Source organism: uncultured Boseongicola sp. (assembly GCF_937988555.1).
GTDB lineage: Bacteria > Pseudomonadota > Alphaproteobacteria > Rhodobacterales > Rhodobacteraceae > Boseongicola.
Genome location: NZ_CALJXO010000054.1, coordinates 1 through 6,013 on the forward strand (window position 1 = coordinate 1; position 6,013 = coordinate 6,013).

Genomic DNA, 6,013 nt, shown 5'->3' on the forward strand with positions numbered 1-6,013 from the left:
GATCGTCTGATTGCCCATGCCAAGTCGCGGGGCACGGTATGGTTCCCAACGCACGCCGAACTTGCCGCATGGGTGACAAACCCAGATGCCTACAAGGAACAAACGAAATGACTGACTTTTCCCATCTCATCCGCGAAGCCAACTTAATCGACGGCCAATGGGTTGCTGCAGATGACGGTGGTACCATCGATGTCACCAACCCGGCTGACGGTACCGTTATTGCGCGCGTGCCAAATTCCGGTGCCACCGAAACTCAGCGCGCGATCAACTCCGCCCACACGGCCTTCCCGGAATACGCGGCCATGCCACTAAGCGAACGCGTTGCCCTGATGCGAAGACTTCATGACGCGATCTTGGACAACCACGAAGCAATGGCGGCCATGCTGACGGCCGAACAGGGCAAACCGCTGTCAGAGGCACGAGGCGAGGTCGCATCCTCCGCGGCCTATGTCTTGTGGTTCGCGGAAGAGGCTCGTCGCACGAACGGTGCGATCATCCCGGCACCCATACCGGGCCGAAAGCTTCTAACCACGCGACACCCTGTCGGTGTCGTCGCCGCAATTACGCCCTGGAACTTCCCGTCCTCCATGCTGGCGCGCAAGCTCGGCCCGGCCCTTGCCGCAGGCTGCACGACGATCGTCAAACCCGCCAGCGCGACGCCCTTATCGGGACTGGTTTGGGGGCATCTGGCCGAGCAATGCGGATTTCCGCGGGGGACAGTAAACGTGTTGACCGGCAGCGCACGCCTGATTGGTGGTGAAATAACATCGAACCCGAAGGTCGCAAAGATTACGTTTACCGGCTCGACTGCGATCGGAAAGCAATTGCTGGCCGAGGCTGCGAGCACGGTTAAACGCATGTCAATGGAATTGGGCGGCAACGCACCTTTCATCGTCTTTGACGACGCCGATCTGGAAAAAGCTGTCGCGGGCGCAATCATCGCAAAGTTCCGCAATGCGGGACAGACCTGCATCTGCACCAACCGCCTTTATGTCCAGTCGGGTATCTACGATCGTTTCGCGTCTGCTTTCAGCAAGGCTGTCAGCGATCTTAAGGTTGCGCCAGGAAACGAAGAAGGCGCAGAGCAAGGCCCGCTGATCGATGCGGCAGCGCTGGAAAAAATTAGTGACTTCGTCGCCGATGCCAAAGCCAAGGGTGGCGAGGTCATTACAGGAGGTGCACCCCACTCCCGTGGCGGTCTGTTTTATCAGCCGACCGTCATTGCAGACGCCAAAGCCGACATGCGGTTTTCGACAGAAGAAATTTTTGGGCCGATTGCGCCCCTTTACCGCTTCGACACAGAAGACGAAGCGATCAACGCCGCCAACGACACCAACTATGGCCTTGCGGCCTATGCCTATACCCGCGACATCGGCCGAGTCTTCCGGCTTCAGGATCGACTTGAATACGGGCTGATCGGAATAAACGAAGTGTTGATTGTGTCACCTGAAATTCCCTTTGGCGGCCTGAAGGAAAGCGGGCTTGGCAAGGAAGGTTCCTGGCAGGGCATCGATGACTATCTCGACACGAAGTTTATGTGTATCGGTGGGATCTGAACGTTGCAAAGCGCAGGTAAATCCGCTCGAAGTCGTGTTGTGTCAGAGCCATTCGAACCAGTCTCTGCAAAGAAAGTGACGTCTTCGATTTTGCCGCACCGAAGCCGCGCGGTTCTGTGCGGCACAGCCTGAGGTATGGTCTTTGAGCCAATCCATGCCCTGAAAGAACGGATGCACGCGCATGGCTCATACGCCCTGTCATCATGACGGGCTCTGTCCACGATGTGGTGATAGTGGGTGGCGGTCTTACCGGAGCCGCGACAGCAATTCATTTGGTGCGCGAAGCGAAGACGCCCCTGAGCATTGCGATTGTCGAGCCAAACGAGCAGCTGGGGCGGGGGCTGGCCTATGGCAACCCGGAGGCTGACCACCGCCTGAACGGCCCGGGCTCCAGACATTCCATATATCCCGATTGCCTATCGCATTTCCATGACTGGTATATGGCGCAGGCGCTGGATAAGCAGGACCCAGAGGCCTGCGACAGCTCTGGCTACCATTTTCCGAGACGGTACGATTTCGGCACATATCTGAACGCAGAAGTACGCAAACACGTGGCACAAAACCCGTCGGGGTCTGACATCGTCCATATCGTCGACCGGGCCATCGACGTCGTCAAAAAAGGCTCCCTTTTTCAAATTGCGCTGGAGGGTGGTGACATCGTTTCCGCACGGGTTCTGGCAGTGGCCGCCACGCCGGGTCTGGCAAATATCCCACCAGTGCTTTCCGCTCTCCCTAAGAATGGATCAGCCTTTCTCCCTGATCCTTGGAACACGGACCGGTTGCGCCGGATACCGAAGTCAGCTGACGTGCTCATTTTGGGAATGGCTCAGACAGCGTCGGATGTTACCGCGAGCCTTTTGAAATATGGTCATACAGGGCCTATCACGCTGCTGTCTCGGCGGGGAAAAAGACCGCGAAGACGTCCCCCCCTCAATGCCAATTCCTATGTGCGCGACAGCGTCCCGGACGCAGAAAAACACGCGCAATTCATCGGGCCAGATTTGACCGTTAAGCCGCCTTCAAGAATTCTTCAGGAATTACGCCGCGAGGCACACATAAGGGCAGACCGTGGCGAGTCGTGGGTGCCTACCATGGAAAAGCTCAGTGAGCTGATTTCCGATCACTGGCACACCTTGCCTATGGCCGAAAAGATGCGCTTCTTACGCCATGGCAAAACCTGGTACGACGTCCACCGCTTTCGCTTGCCACCACAGATCGAGAGTCGCATCGAAGCAGCCCAAGCCCGCGGCCAAGTCAGCTTTTTGTCCGCCACGATCCTTGACGCAAAACCGAACGCCTCTCGTCTCAACGTCTCCCTGCGTGAACGTGCAAAAAGGGACGTTACTACTAGAACCTTTGACATCTCTGTAAATTGCACCGGGTTGGAAGATCGGCTCGGGCAGACAAACAACCCGTTCTTGCACGCCCTAATCGCTCGCGGGTTTGCGGCACACCATCCGACCGGATCCGGCTTCGATGTCGATATCTGCGGCAATGCGATCGATGCGAAGGGACACGCCAATCAAGCTCTCTTCATTGTCGGTCCCCTGACCTATGGCGCGTTTGCCGATCAGCAGGGTTCGATATTCATCCTGCGTCGTGTGCTGCGCGTTTTGCCGGAAATATTACGAAAAGCGGTCGCTCGCTAACGGGTGTTGGAGCCGTTCGAGAGTATCCTGCGCAGACACGCTCCGGCGGCGCCACGGACCGGAAGGACTACGACAGCCGACGGCGTGTCGATTGTCGGCCGCTTCCCTGATTTTGTCGGGGCAACAATGGCAATCCCTGGTCTCCCTTTTGATCCTGTGCATTTTTGGGACGTTTAGCGCCTGAGGGCTCGGGAGATATTGGCCACAGTCTCCTGTAGTTTTGGCAGGATGATTTCAACCATGACCTTAGGCGTCATTCTCATGCTCGGGACGCCCACGTTGATCGCGCCGACAACCTCACCAGTGCTTTTGTAGACAGGAACCGCAATCGAGGTGAGGCCAACTTCAAGTTCCTGATCCACCAGACACCAGCCTTGGTCCCGGACATTTTCCAGAATACGTCGAAACTCCACAGGATCGGTGACTGTCCGGTCCGTCATTGCGTCAAGCGGGACACTCTGGATCATTCTTGTCCAGGCCTCTTCTGGCTGGGCTGAAAGAAGCACCCGTCCGGTCGCGGTCTGGGCCGCGGGAAACCGGCCACCAACGATGATGCCGACGCTTATCACACGATGATACTGAGCACCGGTAACGTAAACGACGTCGAACTTGTCCAGGACAGCGGCGGACACAGATTCTTGGATTTCGTCCGACAGATGGTCGATGAACGGGCGCGCGATATCCCAGACACCTTTCGAGGACAGAACCGAAAACCCCAGTTCCAAAACCTGCGGAGTGAGATCGAATAGCTTGCCATCGGCCACCGCGTAGCCCTCGCGAACAAGCGTGAGAAGGATGCGACGTGCCCCGGCCCGGGTATTGCCCGTCTCTGCGGCGACCTCAGAAAGCGTCATCTTGCGACGCGTGCGGTTGAAGGCGCAAAGGACTTCCAAGCCACGGGCAAGTGAACTTACGTAGTCTCGCGGATTGAGACTCCCATGTTCGCTTTTATCGCTCCGCTTCGGAGCTGCTGTCGTCAGATCAGTCCGTCCGACAAGCTTGGCCGGCGCGCGCAGCTCCTGACTTTCAGATTTTTTTGTCTTCTCAGCCATGCGACCCTCGACCACGTTAGGTGCCTGGCTCACACCACAAATTATTGTGCCCTGCCAGCGGCCCACAGCGCGATACCGACGTGTATTGCAGGTGGGCTACGAAATAACTGTTGCACGACTTGTACCTCCCGTTGTTAAATCGAACAATAGTGCGCTATGCGAACAATCAAAAAGCCAGGGAGACCAGATTATGACACACTCAGCGAATGGCCGTAATGGACTTACAAGACGCGGTGCCTTGAAAGGCATGGCGGCTACAACAGCTTTAGCCGCGGTGCCATTCCGCGCATCTGCACAAGAAACCACTTTGCGCTGGTGGTCGCCTCAAAGCGCGCCCCTGCAGCTTGAGGCTTACAACTTTCAGATTGCGGCGTTCGAAGCCGCCAATCCTGGCATCAAGGTTGTCTTCGAGACCACCTCCGATGAAGGTTATGCCGCACAGCTTGCGGCTGCGTTCGCGTCAGGCGAAGTGCCGGATATCGTTACACACCTGCCATCATTCTCTATCCACACCTACTATTCCAACGGCCTTGTTGCGCCGATGAATGACGTGATCGAGGCCGTCGGCCCGGCAGACTTTTATGACGGCGCAAACGACGTCTACAAAGCCGCTGACGGGAACTATGTCGCCACTGGAATTGGCAACGTGGCGGCCAACATGCTGTGGCTACGGACGGACCTCATGGAAGAGGCCGGCGTTGATAAGTCCCCGGAAACTTGGGACGAGTTTCGCGCGGCCTGCCAAGCCATGCAGAAAAATGGAATTTACGGGGCGGTTCTCCCCTATGGCCGCAATTCGATGACCACGCGAATTTTTGTCGGCGTTATGCACCAGGCCGGTGCGACGGTGTTCACGCCGGACCTGCAAGTCGCTATCGACAGCCAGGAAACGCGCGACGCGCTTGAGTTTTATAGATCCATGCGGGAACTCTGCCCTCCGGGAGCTACGAACTACAGCTGGGGTGAAGCAATCACAGCTTTTGTTAGCGGAGCAACGGCCACAGGCATCTACACTGGCCGGGTTCTCGGCAACGTAAATGCCCAAAATCCAAGCATCGCGGACAGCATTACGTGCGTCCGTTACCCAACGATTTCGCCTGATGTAAAGCCATGGACATTCAACGCGTTCCCAAGCGTCTTCATCCCTGCGCAGTCGAAGAAGATCGAGGCAGCCAAGTTGTTCGCTACGCATTTGTTTGAACCTGAAGGCCATATCAAGCAGTTGCTTGCTGCACCGGGCCACCTTCTTCCGGTTCTGAAGTCGATCAACAGCAATCCGATCTATCAAGACGACCCGATCATTAAGAAATACGCGACCGAAGTTGATCTGATGGCATCGGCAGCGGCTGAGGGCCATAACCTTGGCTACGAGTCAAAGGCCCACATGTCGAACGATCGTGCTGGAGACGTCGAGGGTACGATGGCCATCTCCGACATGGTCCAGCGTGTTGTTCTGAACGACGAGAATCCTGATGTCGTGATCGGCGAAACAGCGAAAATCATCGAAGAAGTAATGAAGGGCTAATCGCTCCTCGGGCGCCGCAATGAGTAGGCTATTTAGCCCCCTATTGCGGCGCCCAATTTGTCTGGAAAGGCGGGTTCCACCATGGAGATCATAGACTTCCGACTGAGGCCTCCCACCGGAGGCTTTCTCATGTCTAAGATCTATTCAGTGGCCGAAAACCGGAAGCGCTATACCCAAAAACTTGGCTGGCCCCTCGTCGTATCAGCGGATCTGCAATCGATGGACCTTTTG

At 56.6% G+C, this 6,013-nt stretch carries 4 protein-coding genes; 3 read left to right on the plus strand and 1 reads right to left on the minus strand.

The features are described from left to right. Positions 1 to 107 precede the first annotated feature (107 nt). Positions 108 to 1,556 (plus strand): NAD-dependent succinate-semialdehyde dehydrogenase, encoded by a 1,449-nt coding sequence (locus Q1B15_RS03440; RefSeq protein ID WP_299750185.1) that lies wholly within the window; start codon positions 108 to 110, stop codon positions 1,554 to 1,556. 203 nt (positions 1,557 to 1,759) lie between these two features. Further along, entirely contained in the window at positions 1,760 to 3,205 is a 1,446-nt protein-coding gene (locus Q1B15_RS03445) for an FAD-dependent oxidoreductase (RefSeq protein WP_299750187.1), read from the plus strand. A 173-nt stretch (positions 3,206 to 3,378) separates the two neighbouring features. Here Q1B15_RS03445 and Q1B15_RS03450 read toward each other — a convergent pair whose 3' ends face one another. Beyond that, the gene (locus Q1B15_RS03450) at positions 3,379 to 4,257 is read right to left on the minus strand and encodes an IclR family transcriptional regulator C-terminal domain-containing protein (RefSeq protein ID WP_299750190.1); all 879 of its coding nucleotides are present in this window, start codon (positions 4,255 to 4,257) and stop codon (positions 3,379 to 3,381) included. A 190-nt stretch (positions 4,258 to 4,447) separates the two neighbouring features. Between Q1B15_RS03450 and Q1B15_RS03455 the strand changes: the two genes are divergently transcribed. Beyond that, a complete protein-coding gene (locus Q1B15_RS03455) occupies positions 4,448 to 5,782 on the plus strand; it encodes an ABC transporter substrate-binding protein (protein ID WP_299750193.1) in 1,335 nt (444 codons plus the stop codon). The last annotated feature ends 231 nt before the right edge of the window (positions 5,783 to 6,013 follow it).

Excerpts from the sequence above, each read along its gene's own strand:
- Q1B15_RS03440 (WP_299750185.1), top strand. The coding sequence starts at position 108 with ATGACTGACTTTTCCCATCTCATCCGCGAAGCCAACTTAATCGACGGC.
- Q1B15_RS03445 (WP_299750187.1), top strand. The coding sequence starts at position 1,760 with ATGACGGGCTCTGTCCACGATGTGGTGATAGTGGGTGGCGGTCTTACC.
- Q1B15_RS03450 (WP_299750190.1), bottom strand. The coding sequence starts at position 4,257 with ATGGCTGAGAAGACAAAAAAATCTGAAAGTCAGGAGCTGCGCGCGCCG.
- Q1B15_RS03455 (WP_299750193.1), top strand. The coding sequence starts at position 4,448 with ATGACACACTCAGCGAATGGCCGTAATGGACTTACAAGACGCGGTGCC.